The organism is Pseudomaricurvus sp. ABR4_320 (genome assembly GCF_056159445.1).
Genome location: NZ_JBSWVF010000001.1, coordinates 166,772 through 187,559 on the forward strand (window position 1 = coordinate 166,772; position 20,788 = coordinate 187,559).

The window sequence follows — 20,788 nt, forward strand, 5'->3', positions numbered from 1 at the left end:
GAACCCCGCGTTCCTGATTCAGAGAAGAACGTTAGAGAGAGGAACACATGAATTCAGTACAAGTGATCGTCGCCGGTGCAGGACCGGTAGGAACAGTAGCAGCCTATCGCCTGGCCAGCCTGGGTTTCGATGTCATGTTGTGCGAGGCGGGTCCAAACTGCGCCATCGATTTGCGCGCGTCGACCTTTCATCCCCCGACACTGGAAATGCTGGATGAACTGGACATGGCCGACACCCTGATCGAACGCGGGCTAAAAGCGCCGGAATACCACTTTCGCGAGCGCAGCAGCGGTGAAGTTATCGAATTCGATCTGTCGGAACTCGAAGGCGAAGAACGTTTTCCTTTTCGCTTACAGTGTGAACAGCATGTTCTCGCAAGCTTGATCGCCGAGCGACTCGAAGCCCATCCCAAAGCCGAGGTTCGTTTCAGCCACCGCGTTGTGCATTTCGAACAGACTGACGACGGCGTCGAAGTTGCGCTGGAAGGCCCCTTCGCGATCGAAAAGGTAAAAGCTCAGTATTTAATTGCCGCCGACGGTGGAAATTCCATTATCCGCAAGTGGTTGGGCGTTGAATTTGAAGGCTTCACCTATCCTGAAAAATTCCTCACTTTGTCGACCAAAACTGAACTGAAAGACTACATCGACAACCTCTGCTATGTGAATTATGTCTCCGATCCCAAAGAGTGGATGGTTCTGTTGCGTGTGCCCAGCGTCTGGCGAATTATGGTGCCTGCACGCGAAGATCAGCCGGATTCGTTTTTGGTTTCCGAAGAGAAAAAGAACCAGGTATTCCAGGATCTGATCGGCACCAGCGACATCAAAACGGAACACAGAACCATTTACCGAGTACACCAGCGTGTTGCCAAGCAATTTAACCACGGCCGCGTGTGCTTGGTTGGCGACGCCTGCCACATGAACAACCCTCTCGGTGGCTTCGGCATGAACAGCGGTATTCACGACGCTTGGAACCTGTGCGACAAAATTGCCAAAAACATTACCGAAGGCCACAAAGACGAGCGCTTTGCACTCTACGATCGCCAGCGTCGCCCCGTCACCCACAGTTTTATTCAGGCACAGACCATTCAAAACAAAAAACTGCTGGAACACAGTCCGGAAGAAAACCACACCATGCGTCTGGAAGAAATGCGTACGATCAAAAACGATCCGGTACAACGCAAAGCCTTCCTGCGCCGTCAGGCCATGTTTACCAGTTTAGAACAGGAACGTTCCATCCAGTAATCAGGAGAGAAGAAGATGACAGATATTCTTGGCTATCGTGCAAAATTCGGTGTTCTTGGCCCTTCCACAAACACCACCGTGCAACCCGAAATGGACGACATGCGTCCCGCCGGCGTTACCAACCATTACAGCCGCATTATTGTCGATAATGCGCAAGCCATTTCCAACGATACGTTTCTGGCCGGTACTCAACTCATTGACCAGGGTACTGTCGACGCCGTCAGAGGTGTGATGACCTGCGAGCCTCAGTATCTGGTTATGGGTATGTCCGCGATCACCTTTTACGGCGGCGCTAAAGGCGCAGAGACTTGGCAGAACAACATTGAAGAAGTGGCCGGAGTAAAGTCTTCGATCGGCTCCGTTTCTGTTGTAGAAGCGTTTAAAGCCATTGGCGGCATTAAGCGCGTTGCGTTTCTCTCCCCTTACTATCCGGTTGCCAACGACGAAGTGCGCAACTTTTTAAGCGACTATGGTTTTGAAACCGTCGCCGACCATCCTTTTCGTGCGCCGAGCTGGACCGCCATTGCGGAAATTACGAACCGACAGGTTCGTGATGTCGTCAAGAAGATGAACGACGACAGCGTCGACGCGATATTGCAAGTGGGAACCAATTTGTCGATGGCGCGTTTAGCTGGGCAGTTGGAACTCGAACTGGGCAAACCCGTTGTTGCCATTAATACGGCAACCTACTGGCACGCTCTGCGCGCCAACAACATCAACGACAAAGTTCGCGGCTTCGGTCGCTTGCTGGAGGAGCTCTAACCAATGCAGTATGACTATGTGCCCATTTCCCAACGCCAGCCGCTAAAATTTCCCGACGGGAAAAAAGTTGCGTTGATTCTGACCTTTAATCTGGAAACCTGGGATCTCATTAAAGATACCGAAAAACCCTACTACGCTGGCGGCCCCGCCGTATTGCCAGACACTCTGCCCGGCAACATTCCCGACTACCCCAACTACACCTGGCGGGAATACGGCCAGCGCGTAGGTATCTGGCGCCTTTACGATCTATTTGACGAAATGGGCGTAGCGGCCAGTTGTACCACCAATGCGGTCACTTTTGAGCGTCGCAATCCGATGGTTCAAGCCTGCCTCGATCGCGGTTGGGAACTGCTGGCTCACAATTATGAGCAGGGCGAGCTTCTCACCAATTACGCGAAAGACAAGGATCAGGAGCAGGAAATCATTGGCCGCACCATCGATATGTATCAAAAGCATACCGGCAAGCGCCCTCTGGGCTGGCTGTCCTCTTCACTGCGCGGCACGTTAAATACACCTGCGATCCTGGCCAAAGAAGGATTTATTTTCTACTGCGACATCATGAACGACGATCAACCGTTTATGATCCGCACAGAGAACGGCCCCATCGTGTCCATACCCTACTCCAACGAGATCAACGATTTCACCATCATCACACGCCGCGGTCACACCACCGATGAGTATCGGGACATTCTGAAAGAAGAGCTCGATGTGCTCTACAAAGAAGGCGAAACCCAGGCGCGCATTATGAACGTGGGTCTGCACCCACACGTCAGTGGCCGCGCTTACCGCATTCGCGCACTGCGCGAATTTATCGAGCACGCCAAGTCACTGCCGGATGTCTGGTGGCCAACCCGGGAAGAGCTGGCGCGTTGGTATCGTGAAAATCACGCCTCTCATTTTGCCGGCCAGGTGTAACACCGGCGGCATTTACCGTCGAATCAGCGGGCTTGCCAGTCAAGCCCAACATTATTTCATCCGACGTCCTGCAACCGGGCAGCATCGGGTAAACGCAACAGGAGTGCTGTATGAGCAATCGTCTTCCCAATGACGTGATCACGCCAGAGCCACAAACGGCCAGCGTGCGGCAAATGCTTCAGGATACCCCCGTCAAAGGCTTGTTTATCAACGGCGAATTTCGCGAGGCCACGGGCGGCGATCCCCTGCCGTCTCTTGATCCGGCAACCGGCAAAGTCATTGCCTATATCGGCAATGCCAGCAGCGCGGATATCGACGCAGCCGTCGCCGCAGCGCGGGAGGCGTTCATCGGTCCCTGGAGCAAAATGACACCGCTGGAGCGCAGTGGCATCTTGTTAAAGATTGCCGATCTGATCGACGCCAACATGGACGAGCTCTGCGAACTGGAAGTGCTCGATCAAGGCAAGCCCTGGAATGTGGCACGCTGGGCAGAAGTGCCATCAGCAGCCAACCAATTCCGCTTCTTTGCCGGTCAGGCGATGGCGCTGGAAGGCCGCACCATTACCCCTTCCATCAACTATCAACCGCCCGGTCGCGACATTCACGCCTGGACACTGCGTGAACCCGTCGGCGTAGTTGCGGCAATTACCCCCTGGAATTCGCCACTGATTCTGACAGCAATGAAGCTGGCCCCAGCGCTGGCGGCGGGATGCACCATTGTCCACAAACCGGCGGAGCTGACCTCCCTATCGGCACTGCGCCTCGCGGAACTGATGCACGAAGCGGGTGTGCCCGCAGGTGTTATGAACGTTGTCACAGGTGCCGGTGGCCAGGCAGGCGCCGTACTCGCCAGTCATAAGGGCGTTAACAAAGTCGCTTTCACCGGCTCAACCGCCACCGGCCGCGCGATTGTCGATGCATCAAAGAGCAATCTGAAACGCGTTACCCTCGAGCTCGGCGGCAAATCGCCCGCGCTGGTACTGGGCGACGCCGACTTGGAGCTCACCATTCCCGGTATCGCGAACGGAATTTTCTTCAATGCTGGCCAGGTGTGTATCGCCAGTTCCCGGACCTATATCCACCGCTCCATCTTCGACAAAGTTGTCGAAGGCATCGCCGCCTACGGCAACTCCCTGCAATTAGGACACGGTTTGGATCAAGCAACAGGCATGGGTCCAGTAGTTTCCAGCGGGCAGGCGGAAAAGATTGAATCCTACTTCAACAGTGCGAAAGTAGCAGGCGCTGAATTTCTTTGCGGTGGCGAACGTGTGGGTAGCCACGGCACTTACATTACACCGACCGTTATTACCGGCACCAACCCGTCTATGCCGATTCACTGTGAAGAGGTCTTCGGTCCAGTATTAGTGGCAGAGCCCTATGATGACCTGGAGGAAGCTCTATCATGGTGCAACGGAAGTCATTTTGGTCTAGCAGCGAGCATTTGGTCTCAGGATTTTTCGTCGGCACAACGCCTGTCTCGGCAAATTGAATCCGGTACCGTTTGGATTAATACCCATTCCATGTTCGATCCTTCGCTGCCCATTGGTGGTTTAAAAGAATCTGGATATGGTCGAGACAGTGGACAACTGGCCCTGGACAACTATTTAGATTGGAAAACCGTCTGCGCAATGGTGTGATTCAGGACTTAGGTATGTCATAAGCGAACGTTATAAACGATAATATTTTCAGTTAGTTAGATACACGGCAGAGGCAGAAACTACTCTGCCGCCATCGACAATAATGCCAAGACGGCTACTAATAAAGACTATGCATCGAATCAATCGAGTCTTCACAGAGGTGTGAAATCAATACTTCCCTTGACGGACAAACTGCGTTAAAAATAAAACCTGTATTCCTGATTGTTTAAGCTTTTTATATGTATTTTGATTATATCATTATGGCATATATCCTGCCTTATGAGAACAAGGATCGGCGAAAGGAACACAGGAGAGTTCCAAAACAGCCACAACCACTAAGTGTTGATACTGATAACTTACAATGGGTGATGGAAACCTATGATGCAAATGAGCGATTCCTGCGCAGCCATGAGTATTGAAAATGACTGCCCCCTGTTTAAGGGAATGTGTGAACGCGAACTTCAGGAGCTCGAACGCTACGCGAGACTGAAGATCATTACCCGGCAGCAGTATTTATGCCTCCAGAACTCCCCTTCTGACCGCGTCTTCAACATTGCCTCTGGCTGTGCAACGGTTGAAAAAATATCCAACGACGGCCGCCGTCAAATACTCGCTTTCGTCTTTCCCGGTGATTTCGTCGGCCTTTCAAATTCTGACCGTTTTGAATACGGCATCAAAAGCCTGACAGATATGACGGCGTATGAATTTCAGCGGCAGAAAATGTTCTCTCTCTCCGAAGAGCAAATGCCGACACTGAAAGCCAACCTGAAGAGCATTCGGGCCCTGGTGCTGCAGATGACCTTTGACCAGATTTACCTGTTAGGACAAAAGAAGGCCCACGAACGCGTTTGCTTTTTCCTGATGCATTTACTCCAGCGTATGCCGGGTGCCACACCTGAGTTTATGGAGCTGCCCATGACTCGCCTGGACATCGCAGATTTCCTCGGAACAACCGTAGAGACGATTAGTCGCTCGATGAGTAAGCTCAAGCGCGAGGGTTACATCACAACCCCATCGCCCAATGCCATTACCATTACGGATCTCGAAGGGGTTAAATCCCTCGCAGCGATTGATTAATTTACGTCAAATATTATGACGACTATAACCCCGGGTTTAGAAGTACATTGATCTTAAATGAAGTATGCCCATAGACATACTTCACTACCCTTCATTACTCACTCTCAAGCAATCCACCGCAGTCAATTTTTGTACGCCTGGTGCAAGCCAATATACTGAGACTTCAGTCAACAACTTGTTCGAATACCCTTAGGGTTCCGTTATCCCTCATCCCTCTGATCTATGATTATTAAACCCTTCGTTTTCAGCCACTATCAGTTAACTCACTGAACTAATGTTTTTCCAATTGTTTATCCGAATCATTATATCTACAAAAAATCCAGCATTTTTTTATTCTTCGCCTTGGAGAACTTTAATCAGTTGTTAAGCATTAAGCTATTTACGGACATGATTAGTGATCAAAAATAAAAACGTTTACATTTATTTCACAATGAATATTGAAATTCAATGTGAAATATCGAAGCAAACATCTAATCGCTGCACACTCCAATCGCGCACCAATGAAATACCATATCTAATTGTTTTTTATATATTTTTTTTATTTCAATTCGCATTACAATAGATTGGCCTAGTATCTGCAATGAATACTACACACCAATTGAAAAATATTTTTTAGAAATTTTTCTTGAGGACTTAGCTTTTAATCCGCTAGACAACTGGGCTGACTACGGAAATGGAAAAATGAAATTTCAATTAGTAAAAATATCTCTTCTGAAAAACTTTCTTAAAGCGAATTTAGCTTTAGTAGATATCTTATCTATTCGCAACAAATCTAGGAGTCTACAGAGTTTCGAATTAGCAACTATTGCTACGATCGAATACGAGAAAAACTAGGATGGCTCGGGTACGTATTCTTGTCGTTGGCTACCGAAAATTCAGTGAATTGGTCAATTCGGTACTCTATGAATATGTTGAAGAAGCCCATCTCACGTTAGTCGAACAACTACTGTCTACCGCTGTAGATTTTCAGGCGTTGGCCTCGCAACATCAAGCGGATGTTATCGTTTCTGCCGGAGCGACCGCCTCCTATTTACAAGCAACCTTAGCGATTCCCGTAGTTGCCCAACCAGTAACAGAAATCGACATTTTAGATGCTGTTGCCAGAGCCAGACGTATTGGTCCTCGGATACTGCTATTTACCTTTAGCGAACAAAACTCCTTATCTCCCCGCCTGTTTGAAGCACTACCGCCACTGACAGAAAACAAACTGACCCACAAAACCTACTCCACCACCGATGAAATCAAAGAACAGTTACTCTCGGTTTCCCCAGGAAAAGATTTTGATGTAATTACCGGTCCAAGCTACGTCTGTGATGTCGCCGAGAAATTAGGCATTCCCAGTGTGCTGATTTATAGCAAAGAATCTGCGTGCACTATGCTGGATGAAGCCCTAAGGATTGGTAACGAGCGTCAGGAAACGGGCCAGCAGCGAGACCAGTCGACCCCCTTTGTGATTCGCTCGCCACAGATGGAGCGGGTTATTACTCTCGCTAGAACCTACGCTCGCGGTAGTGCTGCTGTGTTGTTACAGGGAGAAAGTGGCACTGGCAAAGAACATATCGCCCGAGAAATACACCGCCTATCTGACTATGCCAGTGGCGAACTGGTGGCCGTCAACTGCGCCAGTATTCCCAATGAACTGTTTGAGAGCGAGTTGTTTGGTTATGTCACCGGCGCTTTCACCAGTGCTCGCCGAGGGGGACGCGTGGGTCTATTGGAGCAAGCCGACGGCGGTGTCCTTTTTCTCGATGAAATTGGTGAAATGCCACTTTTGCAACAAGCGAAACTCTTGCGGGTTATCCAGGAGCGGCGCCTGCGTCCTATCGGGAGCAACCGGGAAGTCCCTATCGATTTCAAGATTATTGCGGCTACCAATGTTCATTTGAATGAAGCTGTAGATCGGGGAGAATTTCGGGAAGATCTCTACTATCGACTCAATGTGTTCAACCTACGGCTACCTCCGTTACGTGAGCGCATCGAAGATATCGATGTCATCGCCGCTTACTATATCAACCACTACGCCAGTCAATACAACGTCAAAGTAAATGCCCGCCAGTTACTTAGAACCTTGAGCGCTTCTCTGACTGCCTATCTCTGGCCCGGCAACGTTCGTGAATTGCAGAATTTTATGGAGCGCCTGGTAGTGAATGCCATGACTGGCGCCAACTTAGACAAAGATCGCTTGCAACAAGTACTACCGGAACTGACTGGCAATACCAAAAGAGCTCCCAGTCGCTTAAGAGAGCAAGAAGAACAGTCGATTCGAGAAGCGATGGTACGCCACCGTGGTGATCGTATCGCCGTCGCACAAGATCTCGGTATTAGCACGACGACCCTCTGGAGACGATTACGCAAAATGAATTTTCAAACCGATTCTTTGAGTCTTGAGTCAAGCCCTATAGACGAAGACCGCAAGTTAAATTAACAGCACTGAAGTAATGAACGGAGCTCGCACATGGCAGTATATACCCCCCCTAGTCTTCGCAGGAGAAACCTTCTCTTCACCCAGATCAGCTTCGCTTGCGGCCTGTTGTCGACAGCAGAGGTAGTAGCTGCACCCCGGCCTAATGTGGATTCTTTAGAGGAAATTGTAGTTACCGCTCGGCGCACCAGTGAAAGTCTGCAGGATGTTCCAGCCAGTGTATCCGTATTGACCGAAGATTCTCTGGACGCAGCAGGGGTAAATTCTGTGGAGAGAATTATCGGGTTAACGCCTGGCGTTTCCATCGTGACCAATACCACCGAGGTCGGCGATACCCAAATCAATATTCGCGGCATCAATGGCGCTCGGGACGCCGAAAATAATGTTGCACTGGTGGTGGATGGTATTTTAAAAACGAACACTGCCCAGGTCGCCCAAACCCAGGGAAAATTAATACAGACGGAACTCTTGAAGGGACCGCAAGGCGCCTATTATGGCCGTAACGCCGCAGCAGGAGCCATCGTCCTGACCACCGCAAAACCTGGCGATAGTTATTCCGGTGACATCAAAGTTATGACTGGAGAAAACAATACCCATGGCGCGACCTTGCAATTGGATGGCCCACTAACCGCCAACAGCGGTATGAATCTTTTTGCTGAATATCGGGAATCTGACGGTTTCTATCGCAACACGGGCCCGACGGAAAGTTCCCGTGGCGCGACAGTAGATCCCAGTGAAAACCTTACCTTGGGTGCACGCTATGTAATCTACCCCACCGAAACCAGCGAAATTGATATCAAAGCCCGGTACGCGGACTACAGCGGTGCAGCATTGGGCTTTAACCCCGCTTTTCACCTACCCACTTTTGCTTCCGTATTGGGCAATGATCTCTACTACGAAGATGTGAATGATCATAATTACGAGTTCGTCGGCAACGTCACTCCAAAAAGCAATCAAGAGACCAATGAGTTTTCCATCAAAGGTAGCTGGGACTTCGACAGTGTACAACTGACAGCTTGGACACTGTATTCTGACATTGATCAGGAGTGGATCGCCGACAGCACCGCGGCGACTTTTTATCGTTTTGAAATGACAGATGCCTGTCGGGCTTCAGCGACAGCTCTCGCCGATGCCGGCTATCAATTACCGGAGCCACAGGTTCTCTCTGCAACCCCATACGCTTCAGTCTACGGCCCCTTTGGCCCCACGACCTGTGATGGAACCCAATATCAGGCCCGCTCGCAAACCGATGTTTCCGCGGAAGTTCGGCTCGCCTCCCTAGGGGACGGCCCCTTGGGCTGGTCACTGGGCGCCTACTACATGCAAATGGATCGGGATACCTCGGTTTCCATCGCTGAAGACACGGGTAGTACGCCCATTATGTCCGCTTATAATCCTCCAAGCTCGACTAACCCAACGTCATTGATGTTCTCGGATACCTTCGATACCCAAGTCTATGCCGCGTTTGGTTCCCTGGATTATGCCTTGACTGATAACCTCGAACTCTCACTTGCTCTGCGCTACGACGTGGAAGAGCGGGAAGTCTCTAGTAATGTACCCAACGTCACCGATCCAGCCACCGGTGAACCGATCAATCCGGGGCTGCCAGAGACGGGAAGTATTCCCGATGCGGAAGAGAATTACGATCAATGGCAACCCAAAGTCAGTCTTGCCTGGGCTGTCAGCCCTGACTGGTCGGTGTTTACCAACTGGGGCATCGGCTTTAAGGCAGGCGGATTTAACAGTCAGGGCAGTGAAGCCACTATCGAACAAAACCTCAATATCCCCCTGGATGCCGGTTTGAATATTGAAGATACCTACAACAAGGAGGTTTCCCGCTCGGCCGAGCTGGGTACCAAAGGAACAATCCTTGAAGGCGGTACAACGCTGGAGCTTGTGGGTTACTACACAGAGATAACCGACATGCAATTTTTTGAATTCTTCACTGGCCCCTTCGGCTTGCTTAGAGTGGTTTCTAACATTGATAAGGTAGAAATTTACGGCCTGGAAGGCTCTCTTTACAGCAGACTGCCGATGGGTTTTGACGTGTTTGGCAGCTTCAGTATGAATCACAGTGAGATTATTGAAAACAGTTCCCGTCAGGGCACCGAAGGCAATAAATCCCCCTACACGGCCCAATATACAGTTAATTTGGGCGCTCTATGGAGCGGCGAAGTTACCGACACACTCTCCCTGACAACCCGTCTCGATTGGCGACTCACCGGCCCAACCTGGTTTCATACCGTCCAGGACGAAGAAGTCAGAACCATTTTTGATCTTTATTACCCTGGCATGGGCACCGCTGACTACTCCAAAACCCAGCGCAATGCCTACGCTACCGTCGATCTACGCATGGAACTTTCCAGTGTACAAGGCTGGCACTTAGCGGCTTTCGGTACCAACATTTTCGACAAAGAGTATGTCGCTGAGGTTATCCCCACCGCAGAATTTGGTGGTTCTTTTGTAGCCCCTGGGCAAGGCCGTTTACTCGGTATTGAAGTTGGCTACGACTTTTAATTTTCCACAGTTTTTTGAAAACAATCACAGAGGTTTTACCGATGACAGATACTGAAACCCAACCACAAGAACAATTTCCCCATGCTCTTCTTCCCCAGTGTACGCCGGAAGAGCTCTCGCGGCAGGAATATGTAAAATCGTTAAAAATATTTCTGGCGACACGGGTAGCACCCGGAAATCGACTGACCTACGAAACCGATGTCTTACCAAAATTTCGTCGGGATCAGCAGCGCGAGCCTGAATCCCGACAGGAAATTCGCAAAGTTATGGAAAAAGCCAGCTTTTATCGCTTTTGGAGTAGCTGTCAGCGCAGCAGTCAAGAAATGATGTGGCGAGCCTGTCAGCAGCCTGTCGAGCGTCAATGGCCGGACTTGGTCGCAGCTGGTCAGCAGTATTCCCAAGGTAGCTCGACGTTAACTCTCGATCCCGACCTAAAAATACCTGGCTACCATACCGCTGTCGATATTCACTGCATGCCCGGTGGCTATCACGGTGAATGGGTTACTGATGATGTCGCCAATGGCGCCCTTTACGACCGTGCCGTCTACCTCTATGCCATGGGGCGTATGGGTCCGTTTAACGATGACATGGGGGCATCCACGGTTAACTGGCTCAAAGGGTCGAAGCCGGACTTCAAACCCAAGCGAATTCTAGATATGGGCTGTACCGTCGGACACAGTACCATTCCCTACTGCGATGCCTATCCGGAAGCCGAAGTTTACGGTATCGATGTGGCAGCTCCCTGCTTACGTTACGCTCAAGCTAGAGCTAATTCCCTGGATAAAACCATTCAATTCAGTCAGCAGAATGCGGAACACACCAACTTCCCTGATGGACATTTTGATCTCATCGTCAGCCATATTATGGTTCACGAAACGTCGACCAAAGGCTTTAACAATATTATGGCTGAATGCGAACGGCTGCTGTCACCAGGCGGCTGGGTTATTCATAGCGAGACACCACCCTACAAAGATATGGATCTATTTGATGAGTTTATGATGGATTGGGATACCTATTACAACAACGAACCTTTCTGGGGTGGCTCCCACGAAATCGAAGCATCAGAGGTTGCCCAGCGCTTTGGTTTCGAAACAGAATCGGTGTTAGAAGCCATGGCGCCCAGTGCTTTTGAACAAGGTAAAAATCGTACCGAAGTTCTCCAGTGCGGTGACTTCGGTGGCGCTGGAGTCTGGTATTTATACGGAATGCGCAAACCCAGTGCCAAGGAGGCAGTCGCATGAATCTACAAAACAATACAGTGGAACTGCCGCTCAAAGCCAAAGGCGAGCGGCCCTATTTTTTCGACGAACCTGCGGTTGATCGATTGACCTCAATAGTTTTGGCCCTAGCTGGCGAGTTGTCATTACAGAATGATCGCTTCGATTCACTACTGCGAATCTTGGCAGCCAAAGGGTTAACCGATATTAACGAGGTCGATGCTTATTACCCCTCTGCCGACGAACAGCAGTATCGCGAACAGCAACGCCAAAAAATGCTGGAGAGCGTGATGCAAATTGTTCTGCAGGAAGTGGAAGGGCTGTCCAAGTCTTCCTAAAACCAATGAAGCAATCAGCCCTCCATGATTCCTGAGATGGATTCATGGAGGGCCGCTAAATACAACAGCAAACCGATACCAACACGGGAAAGGATTTTATGCAACCCATCCCGCGCAGTACCCAGCCGTTGATTGACGATATCATTTTCCAACAGTTCGAAGAGCCGCGACAACAACTGGCGATACTTGGCCAAGAGCTTCTCAATGCCCCGTTGCTACAAAATCTTTCGATTGATGAATTGCAACGCTTGGAAAGCCATGCACGCTTTAGAGTCTTTCCCCGCCAACAATTGATTTGTCAGCAAAACTCCCCATCAAGGCGAGTTTTTTTTATTGCTTCGGGTTGCGCGACCATAGAAAAAATCTCAAATAATGGCTATCGACAGATACTCGCCTTCGCCTACCCAGGAGACTTCGTCGGGTTATCCCACTGCGAACACTACGACTATGCGGTAAAAAGCCTGACGGATATGACGGCTTATGAATTTCAACGCAAAACACTAAGACAGTTGTCAGAAACCACAGTGCCTACACTAAAAACAAATCTAAAATCCATTCGATCAACAGCCCTGCAAATGACGTTTCAGCACATCATCCTACTGGGGAGAAAAAAGGCCCGTGAGCGGGTCGCATTTTTTATTTTGGATGTATTAGATCGACTGCCCAAAGCTGATCCAGAACATCTGGCACTACCGATGACGCGTCAGGATATGGCGGATTTCTTAGGTACTTCTGTTGAGACAGTTAGCCGGGCCATCAGTCGCCTTAAACGACAGGGGCTCATCACAACCCCTGCTCCAAACGCGATCAAAATTTTAGATCTTGACGGACTTAACGATATCGCGGCACTCGAATAACATTTGTTAGCTTGGAGAAAAAAAGGAAACCAACAATGTGGTTTCGTTCCTGCCCCATCACTAACGGTTTCAACTATGATCCGACGGATTGTTAAACAACCAGGGTTCACGATCTCTCAGCTGTTTCTCAAAGCCTTCAATACGGCTTGAAAATTCCAGGGTGCGGGTTATGTCATCACGCCCTAGTAGCAAGTTTTCTCGCCGCGCAGCATCAATGGTAAATTGCCACGCTTCCCCACCACAATTCACCACACAATATTCTAAATTCACCTTGATTGACTGAGGTTGACTCGCCACTTTATCGAATAATCGATCAATAACTCCGGCCGCTAGAATCACTGCCAGTACACCATTTTTACTGCAATTATTGTAAAAAATATCGGCAAAGGACGGTGCAATAACCACTTTAAAACCGTAATCTTTTAAGGCCCAAACGGCGCTTTCCCGGCTCGAACCGCAACCAAAATTTTCCCGGGCTAGCAGAATGGAAGCGTCCTGGTAACGTGCGTCATTGAGGATAAAATCAGGATTTGGGCGGCGAGTCTCTGTCGGTGTATCCACGTCGCCGGGATCCAGGTAACGGACGTCATCGAACAGCCAATCGCTAAACCCAGTACGATAAATATACTTCAGGTACTGTTTGGGAAGAATGAAATCTGTGTCCACGTTGGCACGATCCAGCGGCAGGACCAATCCCGTGTGTTCTGTAAAAGCTTCCATCAAGATTCTCCCCACTGACGAATATCAACAAAATAGCCAGCTATTGCAGCGGCAGCCGCCATGGCCGGACTGACTAAGTGCGTACGTCCACCAATACCTTGTCGGCCTTCAAAATTGCGATTGGACGTCGATGCACAACGCTCACCAGGCTGAAGTCGATCCGCATTCATGGCGACACACATGGAGCAACCCGGTTGCCGCCATTCAAAACCGGCAGCAACAATGATTTTATCCAAACCTTCAGCTTCGGCCTGACGCTTCACCAAACCAGACCCTGGCACCACCAGCGCCTGTTGGATATTGTCGGCAACCTGTCGCCCTTCAACAATTTGAGCAACCGCTCGAATATCTTCAATACGGGAATTGGTACAGGATCCAATAAAGACTCGATCCAGGGCCACAGCCTGAATGTCTTGTCCTGGCTCCAACCCCATATACGTTAGTGCATTGCGATAATCCGTCGCCTTCTCTTGAAATTCAGGCGCTGCAGGGTCAGGTACTTTGCCATCAATGCCGGTGACCATATCCGGGGAGGTTCCCCAGGTGACTTGCGGCGCAATATCACTTGCAGCAAATTCAAAGCGAAGGTCGAAGTGAGCATCAGCATCAGAGTGCAAGTCCTGCCACACCTCAACAGCTTGCTGCCATTGATCTTCTTGGGGCGCAAAAGGACGCCCCCTCACATAGTCAGCGGTGATTTGGTCGAAGGCAACAAGCCCTGCCCTAGCACCCGCTTCGATAGCCATATTGCACAGGGTCATACGCCCTTCCATGCTGAGACTGCGCACCGCAGAACCGGCAAACTCGATAGAGCAACCCGCACCGGCACCCGCACCAATTTGCCCGATCACATACAGTGCAATATCTTTAGCCGTGACACCTCGAGCCAGCTCACCATTTATTTCAATCAGCAGATTTTTTGCTTTACGCTGCCACAGACATTGAGTTGCCAGGACATGCTCGACCTCAGAAGTACCAATACCCACCCCCAAAGCCGCCAGTGCACCGTGGGTCGCTGTGTGAGAATCGCCGCAAACCACGGTCATACCCGGTAGCGTCAGCCCTTGCTCAGGCGCGATCACATGAACAATACCCTGGCGATCGTCGTTAAGCCCAAATTGACGCAGACCGAAGGATTCGCAGTTATCATCCAGCGTCGCAACCTGCAGGCGAGCGGTGTTGTCAGCGATACCGGCAATGCCCGACTCCCGCGCGGTTGTCGGTACATTGTGGTCGGGCACGGCTACCGCCGCTGCTGCACGCCACGGTTGGCGATGCTGTTCTCTCAAACCAGAGAAGGCTTGCGGAGACGACACTTCGTGGAGAATGTGTCGATCTATATAGAGCAACGACATCCCATTGTCGTCCGTGAACAGGCAGCGCCTTGCCCATAATTTGTCATAGAGGGTTTGAGGCACCCGATCGGCAGTCATAATCAGTTCCGTGGCCAGTAATCGTACAGCGATAAAAAAGCGGCCGCCGCAGGCGTTGCCTGGGCGGCCGACAAAAAAAGAAGATGTTGCCTGAAGAAAAATCAGGCATTCATCTCAGCAAGACAGAATCAGGCTTCTGTTGTTCTGAACGTTGGCGCAATCGGCGCTTCGATGTGCGTTTCCTCCAGACAGTTTGCGCGCAAGACTTCGATGTCAGGACCGCGATCAAACAATGGAATTTCGCCACGCTTATCGACTAGCTGACCGCGCAGTTGTTCAGTCGCCTCGGTATCAACAGCACCGTCCACAACCACCACACCGTAACGCTTGGCACCTTCAACGGTGACCAGACCACGGTTAATGTCAGCCAAGACCAATTGCGGATCGCGGGCATAAGGATCACCCCAACCACCGCCGCCCCAGGTATTAAAGTGCAACAGATCGCCAGCAGAAACTTTAATATCTTCGCACTTGGCGCCTAGCCACTCTTCCGTGCCATCGACACGAACAATACGCTTGGTAGACCGCATACCGGGTTCACCACCGTTCACGCCCCAGGGTGGCACCAACCAGCGATCATCGTGAATCGCAATCTGACCATCACACAGGAAACGGTAGGCCACTGTCAGACCATTACCACCGCGGTGCAGACCGGCGCCACCGGAATCGGGAATGGTCTCGTAGGTTTCAATGCGCATCGGGAAGTAAGACTCGATGAATTCATTGGGCACATTGGTGAAGCCCGGCCACAGGGAGTGACCATCTGGTCCGTCACCGACAGGACGTCCGGGAATCCCACCAAAGCCGATCTGGAACAACTGGAACCACTCGCCCTTGTCGTCGTAACCGGAATAAAACAGGTGTGGCGAATCAGAGAATCCCGCCGCATTGAGCAACTCTTTCGGTGCGCCCATACCCAGCAGTGCGCCGAGAATATCAAAGATGCGTCCCAGTGCATGAGTACGACCGGACAAAGCCGCAGGATACTTAGGCTTCAGCAGCGTCCCTTCCGGAATGCGCACGTCGACCAGATCATAGAAGCCATCGTTAAAGATAATTTGAGGATCGACCACGTTGATAGTGAATGATCCAAAGAACATTTTGAACATTTCTTCGTTCAGGAAGAAATTCACTGAGCTCTGAGCTTGGGGGTCGGTGCCGTCAAAGTCGAAAATGACCTTTTCGCCTTCACGCCACATTTTGCAGTTGATCTTGTAAGGACCCATGCCCATACCATCGTCACAGAGGTAATCTGCAAATTCGCGCGGCTCTTCCGGAATGAACATTTTAATGATTTGACCCATGGCCATTTTGTTGCGTTCCAACATGATTTCCATGGTGGAATCAAATACGTCATCACCGAAACGTTCCGCCAGTTCGATACAACGCTTGGCAGCGGTCTTACAGGCTGCGACCAACGCATTCAAGTCAAACCGGTTCCACTGAGGCGTACGCACGTTGTGCAGAATCAGTTCCAGAATGTCTTCCTGCAATACGCCTTTTTTGTACAGCTTAACAGGCGGAATTCGAACACCTTCCTGGAAAATGGTGGTCGCTTCAATCGGCATGGAACCCGGAACCATACCGCCGTTATCGGACATATGGCCAAACATGGCAGACCAGGCAATATGACGGCCATCTTTAAAGACCGGTACCAGTACCAGCCAGTCGTTCAGGTGAGACACTGCGCCCTTACACATATAAGGGTCATTCAGCAGCAGAATGTCACCTTCTTCCAATTCCGCATCATAAGAGTTGGTCACACCGGAGATGAACGAGCCCATTTGGCCCACAACCATTTTACCGTTGCGGTTGGCAATGAGCGGAAAGCAGTCGCCCTGTTCACGAATACCGGGAGACATAGCGGTACGAAAGAGTACTGCGTCCATTTCTTCACGGGCATTACGCAGTGCGTTTTCGATGATATCAACGGTCACACCGTCGACGTCTACCCGTTGCAGCGGGGTAGGATTGGTTTCGATAATTCTAGTAGTCATTGTTTAAGCCCCACTTATTTAACCGGATTGATCAACAGGTTGCCGACAGCATCGACGCTGGCTTCATACCCGGGCAAAATCACCGTGGTTGAGTCCATCTCGTTGACAATGGCGGGACCTGCAACCACCAGGTTTTTGTGCAGTTTACTGCGATCGAAGATGGCACCTTCATGCCAGCTGCCGTCGTAGAAAAATTTGGTTTCCTGAATTTTGCAATCTTCAAGAGAGTAGGTATCCGCACCTTGGGCGCGCTCCGCAATGTTGCCGGATTTTGCTTTAACGACGGCGCGAATCATCAGAATTTCGTGGCCATCACCCAGCTTAAAGGTAAAGAGTTTTTCGTGCTCTTCATCAAAGGGGTCGGTCAGAACCGCGAGGCCCTTTTCTCCCAGCTGAGCATCGTTAAATTCAACACTGATCTCAAACGCCTGCCCCGCATAACGCAAGTCTGCTTGATATTCGACTTCCAATGCGTCTTCAGAAATGCCGTCAGCGATCAGCGACTCAGAGGCTTTTGCACGCAGTTCTTTCAGGTCGGCAATTAGCTGCTCTTTGGAGGTATCTTGAGCAAGCGTCAAATAGGTACGCGCCGCTTCATCCTGAACCTGGGTTGTGGCATCGCCATAAGCACAGAGTACACCCGGTCCCGGTGGTACAATGACTGGCCAGGCTTCGGTCAGAATACCCAGCGCATTGGCGTGCAGCGGACCTGCACCACCAAAGCCAACCAGGGCAAAATCACGCGGGTCATACCCCTGCTCGACCGATACCAGACGCAACGCGCCGAACATCGCCTCGTTGGCAATTTTGATAATCCCCTCGGCGGCTTCCATCAAGTCGATGCCCATGCCGTCAGCCACTTTTTGCACTGCGGCGACCGCGGCATCACGGTTGATCGCCATCGCGCCACCAAGCTGTACATCTGAGGGCAAATATCCCAGTACAACGTTGGCATCACACACGGTTGGCTCTTCACCGCCTTTCATATAAGCAGCCGGTCCTGGAACAGCACCCGCAGACTCAGGGCCAACGCGCAAGGCTTTGGTCAATTCAGGAACAAACGCAATGGAGCCACCGCCGGCGCCCACGGTGCGCACGTCGACTGACGGTGCACGGACACGGACATCGCCAACGAAGGTCTCGCGACGCACTTTGGCTTTGGAATTCTGAATCAGCGCTACGTCAGTGGATGTACCGCCCATATCGAAAGTCATAATGTCATCGAAACCGGCGCGGCTACAGAAATAGATCGCCCCAGCAACACCGCCCGCAGGGCCGGACATCAGCAGGTTTACCGGAGATTCCGCCGATGCGCGGCCAGAGGCCAGACCGCCGTCGGAGCGCAGAATCGACAGCTGTACATCGTCACCCATACGCTCGATTAACGCGTTCTGCAGGTTGTTGACGTACTTGGCAACCTCCGGACGGACGTAAGAGTTCACAACGGTGGTTTCGGTACGCTCATATTCCTGCATCTCAGGAACGACTTCGCTGGAGATCGAAATGGGCACATCGCCAAAATGTTCACGGGCAATCTCACGGGCGCGGACTTCGTGTTCGCCATTGAGGTAAGCGTTGATCAGACAGATTGTCAGCGCTTCAACTTCACCCTTTGCCGCCAGTGCTTTCAGATCTTCTGACAGAGCGTCCTCATCCAGACCTTTGACCACCTTGCCTTTAGCATCGATGCGTTCGTTCGCACCAATGGTCAATTCCAGAGGCGCCAACAGCGGGTTTTTCACATAGCCTACCCAGCCACCCAGGCCACCAGGGCAAAATGAGCGAGCAACCTGTAAAGTTTGCTCATAGCCTTTGGTGGTCACCAAGCCAACTTTGGCACCCTTGCCAGTCAGAACTGCATTGGTGGCAACGGTAGTGCCGTGCATGACACGCTTGATTTCGGTTGGCTCAACGCCGGATTCATCGCAGATACGTGCGATTCCGTTCAACACGCCCACCGATGAATCGTGCGGTGTCGAAGGGACTTTGGCAGTATAGGTCTGCCCGCTTTGTTCGTTGATCAGCAACAGGTCGGTAAATGTACCGCCAACGTCAACACCCAGACGATAACTCATAGTTAGAATCCCCTTGCTCCTGGCAATCTGGTCGTAATATTCATGGTGGAAAGACTAAAGTGATTCCGCGGCCGCGCCATGACAATTGTCAACAGGCTCCGGAAAAACGACATACACGCCAATGACTTATCAAAACTGCGGGGCTGCGGTTATGACAATTGTCAATGCGATACGGATGGCTCGCGGGTAGCTTCAAATAACCGGAGTCGGACTATGGATATCTCCGTCGACAGGCGGGATTATGTCGACAGAAACAATCCTTTAGGGAGCGCCCCATTCCCTACCGAACGCCGTAACAGACCATCAAAAAGCGCGACGTAACACCAGAGAGGTGATTTATGCTTAACTGCTTCCAACAGGATATGCACGGCATGCTGCCGGACATCAGCCACGATGAAGCTTCCCGTCAAGAGTTTGCGAAAAGCCTGAAAGGGTTTATTCAACAGAAGCTCCTTCCCGGGCTCCAGCCAGTCTACGAATCGGAAGTCGCACCGGCATTCGAGAAAGAGACGGGCCGCAAACCAGAGAGCCGTCACGACATTCGTAAGGGCATGGTAAAAAACGGCTACTTTAAGCTCTATGCCTCGATCAATCGTATTGCTCAGGAACTGCTGTGGGAATCCTGTGCCGTCAGCATCGCCCGACAACTGCCCGAATTGATTGAGAAAGCGAAGACCTATTCTGAAGCCTCCAGCGCCGAGTTGCGTATCCCTGAAGGTTTTGTCCCACCGCGTTACGTCAGCGCGATCGATATTCACTGCATGCCCGGTGGCTATTGCACCCAGACAACACCGGATGATGTCGGTGTCGGCGTACTCTACGACCGAGGTGTCTACCTATATTCCATGGGTTACACGGGCCCCAACAACGATGATATGGGCCGTTCCGTCTGTAACTACCTCAAGCGCAACATGCCAGACTTTAAACCGCGTCGTATCCTCGATATGGGCTGCACGGTTGGTCACTCTACCCTGCCTTATAAAGAATATTTTCCGGACGCAGAAATCTGGGGCATTGACGTCGGTGCACCCGTGGTTCGCTATGCCCATGCACGAGCCAACGCCATGGGGCTTGATGTCAACTTTGCGCAAATGAACGCTGAAGAAACCGATTTTGAAGATGGTTATTTCGACTTAGTGGTCAGCCACATCCTACTTCATGAGACCAGCGGCAAGGCCATGCCGAATATTTTCAAAGAAGGTGGCCGTCTACTGGCACCCGGCGGCTTGATGATTCATGCTGACCTGCCACCGTTTGACCTGATGGATCCCTTTACCCAGTTTATTCTCGACAACGAAACCTGGTACAACAACGAGCCTTTCTGGGGTGCCATGCGCGATATGGACCAATTTAAATTGGCCGAAAACGCTGGCTTTCCAAAGGATCAGGTGAAATTCGATACCGCACCTATGGCGGTTATGGAATTTAACGCACAAGCGTCTGGTTATAACGAGGAATCCACCGGCGCAGTTGCCGACCGCGATTTCACCGCTGGCGAGTTTGCACCCGGCGGCGGCTGGGAAGTGTTTATCGCTCGCAAACCGGAATCCGAAGAAAAGGTCGCTTAAAAGGAAATCACC

General features: G+C 51.0%; 15 protein-coding genes. 11 read left to right on the plus strand and 4 right to left on the minus strand.

Annotation, left to right across the window (positions count from 1 at the left end; translation table 11 throughout):
* The first annotated feature begins 47 nt into the window (after positions 1 to 47).
* The 10 genes from ACXAFR_RS00705 to ACXAFR_RS00750 all read left to right on the plus strand — a co-directional run bounded on the left by ACXAFR_RS00705 (position 48) and on the right by ACXAFR_RS00750 (position 12,983).
* The gene (locus tag ACXAFR_RS00705) at positions 48 to 1,241 is read left to right on the plus strand and encodes an FAD-dependent oxidoreductase (protein WP_475170680.1); all 1,194 of its coding nucleotides are present in this window, start codon (positions 48 to 50) and stop codon (positions 1,239 to 1,241) included.
* 15 nt (positions 1,242 to 1,256) lie between these two features.
* Positions 1,257 to 2,003 (plus strand): maleate cis-trans isomerase family protein, encoded by a 747-nt coding sequence (locus ACXAFR_RS00710; RefSeq protein ID WP_475170684.1) that lies wholly within the window; start codon positions 1,257 to 1,259, stop codon positions 2,001 to 2,003.
* A gap of 3 nt (positions 2,004 to 2,006) precedes the next feature.
* Positions 2,007 to 2,918 (plus strand): polysaccharide deacetylase family protein, encoded by a 912-nt coding sequence (locus ACXAFR_RS00715; protein ID WP_475170688.1) that lies wholly within the window; start codon positions 2,007 to 2,009, stop codon positions 2,916 to 2,918.
* Between the two features lie 110 nt (positions 2,919 to 3,028).
* Positions 3,029 to 4,555 (plus strand): aldehyde dehydrogenase family protein, encoded by a 1,527-nt coding sequence (locus ACXAFR_RS00720; protein ID WP_475170691.1) that lies wholly within the window; start codon positions 3,029 to 3,031, stop codon positions 4,553 to 4,555.
* Positions 4,556 to 4,942: 387 nt separating this feature from the next.
* Positions 4,943 to 5,632: a Crp/Fnr family transcriptional regulator gene (locus ACXAFR_RS00725; RefSeq protein WP_475170695.1), complete on the plus strand. Its 690-nt coding sequence runs from the start codon at positions 4,943 to 4,945 to the stop codon at positions 5,630 to 5,632.
* An 835-nt stretch (positions 5,633 to 6,467) separates the two neighbouring features.
* A complete protein-coding gene (locus ACXAFR_RS00730; protein ID WP_475170697.1) occupies positions 6,468 to 8,057 on the plus strand; it encodes a sigma 54-interacting transcriptional regulator in 1,590 nt (529 codons plus the stop codon).
* Between the two features lie 30 nt (positions 8,058 to 8,087).
* On the plus strand, positions 8,088 to 10,571 hold the full coding sequence (locus ACXAFR_RS00735) for a TonB-dependent receptor (RefSeq protein ID WP_475170701.1): 2,484 nt from the start codon (positions 8,088 to 8,090) through the stop codon (positions 10,569 to 10,571).
* Between the two features lie 41 nt (positions 10,572 to 10,612).
* Positions 10,613 to 11,812: a class I SAM-dependent methyltransferase gene (locus ACXAFR_RS00740; protein WP_475170703.1), complete on the plus strand. Its 1,200-nt coding sequence runs from the start codon at positions 10,613 to 10,615 to the stop codon at positions 11,810 to 11,812.
* Positions 11,809 to 12,126 (plus strand): hypothetical protein, encoded by a 318-nt coding sequence (locus tag ACXAFR_RS00745; protein WP_475170705.1) that lies wholly within the window; start codon positions 11,809 to 11,811, stop codon positions 12,124 to 12,126. The genes ACXAFR_RS00740 and ACXAFR_RS00745 overlap by 4 nt, the downstream gene beginning before the upstream one ends.
* A 98-nt stretch (positions 12,127 to 12,224) precedes the next feature.
* The gene (locus tag ACXAFR_RS00750; RefSeq protein ID WP_475170708.1) at positions 12,225 to 12,983 is read left to right on the plus strand and encodes a Crp/Fnr family transcriptional regulator; all 759 of its coding nucleotides are present in this window, start codon (positions 12,225 to 12,227) and stop codon (positions 12,981 to 12,983) included.
* 69 nt (positions 12,984 to 13,052) lie between these two features.
* On the opposite strand, the gene leuD is transcribed toward ACXAFR_RS00750, so the two are convergent.
* The 4 genes from leuD to ACXAFR_RS00770 form a co-directional block, all read right to left on the minus strand.
* Positions 13,053 to 13,703: a 3-isopropylmalate dehydratase small subunit gene (gene leuD / locus ACXAFR_RS00755; RefSeq protein WP_475170712.1), complete on the minus strand. Its 651-nt coding sequence runs from the start codon at positions 13,701 to 13,703 to the stop codon at positions 13,053 to 13,055.
* Positions 13,703 to 15,136 carry a 3-isopropylmalate dehydratase large subunit gene (gene leuC, locus ACXAFR_RS00760; RefSeq protein WP_475170715.1) on the minus strand — a complete coding sequence of 478 codons (1,434 nt, stop codon included), beginning with the start codon at positions 15,134 to 15,136 and terminating at the stop codon, positions 13,703 to 13,705. Before leuC ends, leuD begins: the two co-directional genes overlap by 1 nt.
* A 128-nt stretch (positions 15,137 to 15,264) precedes the next feature.
* Entirely contained in the window at positions 15,265 to 17,133 is a 1,869-nt protein-coding gene (locus ACXAFR_RS00765; RefSeq protein WP_475170717.1) for a hydantoinase B/oxoprolinase family protein, read from the minus strand.
* A 14-nt stretch (positions 17,134 to 17,147) separates the two neighbouring features.
* Positions 17,148 to 19,208: a hydantoinase/oxoprolinase family protein gene (locus ACXAFR_RS00770; protein WP_475170720.1), complete on the minus strand. Its 2,061-nt coding sequence runs from the start codon at positions 19,206 to 19,208 to the stop codon at positions 17,148 to 17,150.
* A gap of 338 nt (positions 19,209 to 19,546) precedes the next feature.
* Here ACXAFR_RS00770 and ACXAFR_RS00775 point away from each other — a divergent pair, with 338 nt between their 5' ends.
* The gene (locus ACXAFR_RS00775) at positions 19,547 to 20,776 is read left to right on the plus strand and encodes a class I SAM-dependent methyltransferase (RefSeq protein ID WP_475170722.1); all 1,230 of its coding nucleotides are present in this window, start codon (positions 19,547 to 19,549) and stop codon (positions 20,774 to 20,776) included.
* Positions 20,777 to 20,788 lie beyond the last annotated feature (12 nt).

Coding starts and splice junctions, on each gene's coding strand:
- ACXAFR_RS00705 (WP_475170680.1), top strand. CDS start 48: ATGAATTCAGTACAAGTGATCGTCGCCGGTGCAGGACCGGTAGGAACA.
- ACXAFR_RS00710 (WP_475170684.1), top strand. CDS start 1,257: ATGACAGATATTCTTGGCTATCGTGCAAAATTCGGTGTTCTTGGCCCT.
- ACXAFR_RS00715 (WP_475170688.1), top strand. CDS start 2,007: ATGCAGTATGACTATGTGCCCATTTCCCAACGCCAGCCGCTAAAATTT.
- ACXAFR_RS00720 (WP_475170691.1), top strand. CDS start 3,029: ATGAGCAATCGTCTTCCCAATGACGTGATCACGCCAGAGCCACAAACG.
- ACXAFR_RS00725 (WP_475170695.1), top strand. CDS start 4,943: ATGAGCGATTCCTGCGCAGCCATGAGTATTGAAAATGACTGCCCCCTG.
- ACXAFR_RS00730 (WP_475170697.1), top strand. CDS start 6,468: ATGGCTCGGGTACGTATTCTTGTCGTTGGCTACCGAAAATTCAGTGAA.
- ACXAFR_RS00735 (WP_475170701.1), top strand. CDS start 8,088: ATGGCAGTATATACCCCCCCTAGTCTTCGCAGGAGAAACCTTCTCTTC.
- ACXAFR_RS00740 (WP_475170703.1), top strand. CDS start 10,613: ATGACAGATACTGAAACCCAACCACAAGAACAATTTCCCCATGCTCTT.
- ACXAFR_RS00745 (WP_475170705.1), top strand. CDS start 11,809: ATGAATCTACAAAACAATACAGTGGAACTGCCGCTCAAAGCCAAAGGC.
- ACXAFR_RS00750 (WP_475170708.1), top strand. CDS start 12,225: ATGCAACCCATCCCGCGCAGTACCCAGCCGTTGATTGACGATATCATT.
- leuD (WP_475170712.1), bottom strand. CDS start 13,703: ATGGAAGCTTTTACAGAACACACGGGATTGGTCCTGCCGCTGGATCGT.
- leuC (WP_475170715.1), bottom strand. CDS start 15,136: ATGACTGCCGATCGGGTGCCTCAAACCCTCTATGACAAATTATGGGCA.
- ACXAFR_RS00765 (WP_475170717.1), bottom strand. CDS start 17,133: ATGACTACTAGAATTATCGAAACCAATCCTACCCCGCTGCAACGGGTA.
- ACXAFR_RS00770 (WP_475170720.1), bottom strand. CDS start 19,208: ATGAGTTATCGTCTGGGTGTTGACGTTGGCGGTACATTTACCGACCTG.
- ACXAFR_RS00775 (WP_475170722.1), top strand. CDS start 19,547: ATGCTTAACTGCTTCCAACAGGATATGCACGGCATGCTGCCGGACATC.